General features: G+C 36.6%; 4 protein-coding genes and 1 pseudogene. All 5 read left to right on the top strand.

Going from position 1 to position 3035, the window contains the following annotated elements:
• Positions 1-189, top strand: a pseudogene (locus tag MTN96_RS36695) (NAD(P)-dependent oxidoreductase); the annotation flags it as partial.
• Positions 190-299: 110 nt separating this feature from the next.
• Positions 300-764 (top strand): hypothetical protein, encoded by a 465-nt coding sequence (locus tag MTN96_RS36690; RefSeq protein ID WP_248534820.1) that lies wholly within the window; start codon positions 300-302, stop codon positions 762-764.
• Between the two features lie 107 nt (positions 765-871).
• Entirely contained in the window at positions 872-1276 is a 405-nt protein-coding gene (locus MTN96_RS36685; protein WP_248534818.1) for a DUF1801 domain-containing protein, read from the top strand.
• Positions 1277-1460: 184 nt separating this feature from the next.
• Positions 1461-1967 carry a hypothetical protein gene (locus MTN96_RS36680; protein ID WP_248534816.1) on the top strand — a complete coding sequence of 169 codons (507 nt, stop codon included), beginning with the start codon at positions 1461-1463 and terminating at the stop codon, positions 1965-1967.
• A gap of 26 nt (positions 1968-1993) precedes the next feature.
• On the top strand, positions 1994-2548 hold the full coding sequence (locus MTN96_RS36675; protein ID WP_248534814.1) for a hypothetical protein: 555 nt from the start codon (positions 1994-1996) through the stop codon (positions 2546-2548).
• Positions 2549-3035: the final 487 nt, after the last annotated feature.

Here is a 3035-nt window from a genome sequence, read left to right as displayed (position 1 = left end):
AAGTGCCCAGAAATCGCTCTAGCATTTAAACAAAGAGGCTGGCAATTACCTCAAAGCTTAGATCGCGTATATGATTCATCGTTCGCACGTGAGAAATTAGGTTGGTCACCTATACATGGTTTTGAAAGTGTTTTAGAAATGCTAGATACTGAAACGGCAGAAGTATTACCAATTTTGAAACGCAGCTAACAAAGCGTTTAAGAGTGACTCCAAACGCGTGCCGGTTTCGCTTCGCTCACAGTATGGCACGCTATGTTTGTCGCACCTTAACGCAGCGTTAGGAAGCAAGGAGAGGCTTGGTGTTTGAAATAATATTATCAGCAGTAACCGCATCAGTTGTAGTAAACGGAGTTATAGTTTACACCCTGAAAGAATGGTTTGCTACGAGGCTAAAATATTCAATAGAATCTGAATATAAAAAACAACACGAGTTATTTACTCGAGAATTGGATCGTAAGGAAAAAGTAGGGTTAATTTCGGAGTTACTTGCTGAGTGGATTAGGTATCCTGCGGGAGAGAACTTAGATAATGAACATAGAACTAATTTAAATAAATTATCTTTTGAATGTACCTTGTGGTTATCACCAAAGCTTTCCAAAGAGCTAGCACTTGCGCTTCAGCGCAAAGATGAAGCTAAATCAATTTTTGAAATATTGATAATGGCTAGAAAAGAATTAATTGGTGATCAAGAAATTGGAACTGAGCATGTGACTTATTGGGGACAAGAGAAAGAAACTCAATATACGGTGAGTGCAGCTTCCTAACAAGCTAATAAATAAGGACAAAAAACAGTTGGCTGTTTTCGTTCCTCAACATTTTAGCCAACAATTTTTTGCCCATTATTAGGGCGTTATGTGAATAGGAGATTCCAGTGGACAAGGTAGTCAAAAAACGCTTCGATGAATATCCGGAAAATGCTCGTATTAGGCTAGAGGAGCTACGAAATCTAGTCTTTCAAATCGCATCTGATTTGGAGCTGGGTGAAGTCGATGAAACTCTAAAGTGGGGTGAACCTAGCTATAGTGTAAAAACAGGCAGCCCGCTAAGAATGGACTGGAAGCTGAAATCTCCTAACAATTATTACCTTTTCTTTAATTGCCAAACTAAGTTAGTCGATACATTTCGAGAGTTGTATGGTGAAGAAATGGAGTTTCAGGGAAACAGAGCAATAGTTCTGTCCTTATCGAAAGCGTTACCAGAAATAGCAATCAAGTCCTGTTTAGAGTTAGCTTTAACCTATCAACATCGTAAAAATTTGCCTCTCTTGGGCGCGTGAAAAAATTCACATAACAAAGCGTTCAAGAGGGATTCCCAACGCTCGGCATTTTGGGTTTGATTCAGCTTGAGTGATTACGGCACAATGGTTTAGGTTAGGTGGTCTGCGTTGCTCACCCCTTAACGCGGCGTTATGTTTTTAAATCGCTAGCAACGGTCTAGCCTAGCCATCATAGGATTTAATTTTGAAAAAATTTATTTTGACTCTTTTTATAGTGATTACATGTCCAGCATTTGCTAATGGTGATTCACTAACCTCTTGGAAGTACGATAAAACCAAGGATGCTGTGACAGGTGAAGTTAGAGAAAATATTGTAGGTACAAATGATGTTGGAATTATGTATGCGATGTGCATAAGCGAAAGCTCGGGGAAAGTTGATTTTTTTATTGGATTTAGGGGTTATAACTTTGAAATAACTAAAAATAAACTTGAAAATAGGCTCGCTTTAAAGGTTGATGAAAATAGCCCTCATATAATGTCTGGCAATGAATTTTTAGGTGGAACAATCTCGATAAATCAAGATTATACGTTTGATGTTCTTGTTGAGCTTATTAATGGGAAAGTAATTGTGGTGAGGCTAACTGACGATAAAAATAACTTCCAAAATATAAGTATGGAACTAAATGACTTCATGCCTAATTTTACAAAAACGTCATGCTGGAAGAAGTTATTAGAGCAATCAAAAAAATGACACATTTATTTGATTAAGAGGTTGATATGTCTAACTGGATGGCTTCTGGAAATATTAAGACTAACACATTTTCTTATATGTTTACTGGCGCTAAATTTATGCTGCAACAATCAGAAAAATCCGATGAGGGTCAATTATATAGTCTTATAAGTTGCTTTACTTATTGTGCATTTACACTTGAAGCTTATTTCAATCATCTAGGTAAATTAAGAGATAATAACTGGGATGATATTGAGCGGAAATATCCTAAATTAAAGAAGTACACAAAATTTTGTGATGAGCTTGGTTTATCTATTGATCTTAATAGAAGGCCTTATGTCTCAATAAAAAATGTTTTTTCATTTAGAGATTCTATCGCTCATGGAAAAACAACAAATGAAAAAATTTCCGTAGAGCGTAAGAATTCATCGCTTTTAGATTTGCCTGCCACCGAATGGAAGGAATTTGTAAGCTTAGAAAATGCTAAAGAATGCCTAAATGATGTTGAAGAAATAATTTTGGAGCTTCACTTAAAGGCAGGATATAAAAATAATCCTTTTAGCTCCTCCGGCTCAGAGATTTGGTGCATAAGCAAAACATAACAAGCGCATGTTGTCGGACTGGTTTTCCGCTGCGCTCAAAACCAGCCGCAAATGCGGGCGTTAATCGAATGGATTCATACATATGAAGAAATGGGTGCTTAAGAAAAGAATTTTTATGATAGGTATTTTACCTTTCATGGGGGTATTCGTCGCACTTCTTTTAAATTTTATTGCAGGCTCTGCTTATACTACGTCACTAAATCAAAGTGCAATTCGCGTATATTTTATGGGGTCTGCCATGTGGTCGGTACTTGCGCTTTTTTCAGGGATATATATATTCTAAATGTAGTTCTATGAATCACCTAAAGTTTATCTTTGGAGTATCGTCGGTCAGTTTAGGTATTACTATGCCTTGGATAATAGGTATGTCGTAGTAACTAAAACATAAAAAGTGGCTATGGTGCTCGATATCCGCTTTTGGCACAGACTGTGTAAAAACTAATTTTTAATAAATTGTCTTGGGTATGTTCTTAGTTTAAAACCATCT

It is taken from the genome of Pseudoalteromonas sp. 2CM28B, assembly GCF_023161935.1.
This window is presented reverse-complemented; position numbering and strand designations above follow the sequence as displayed.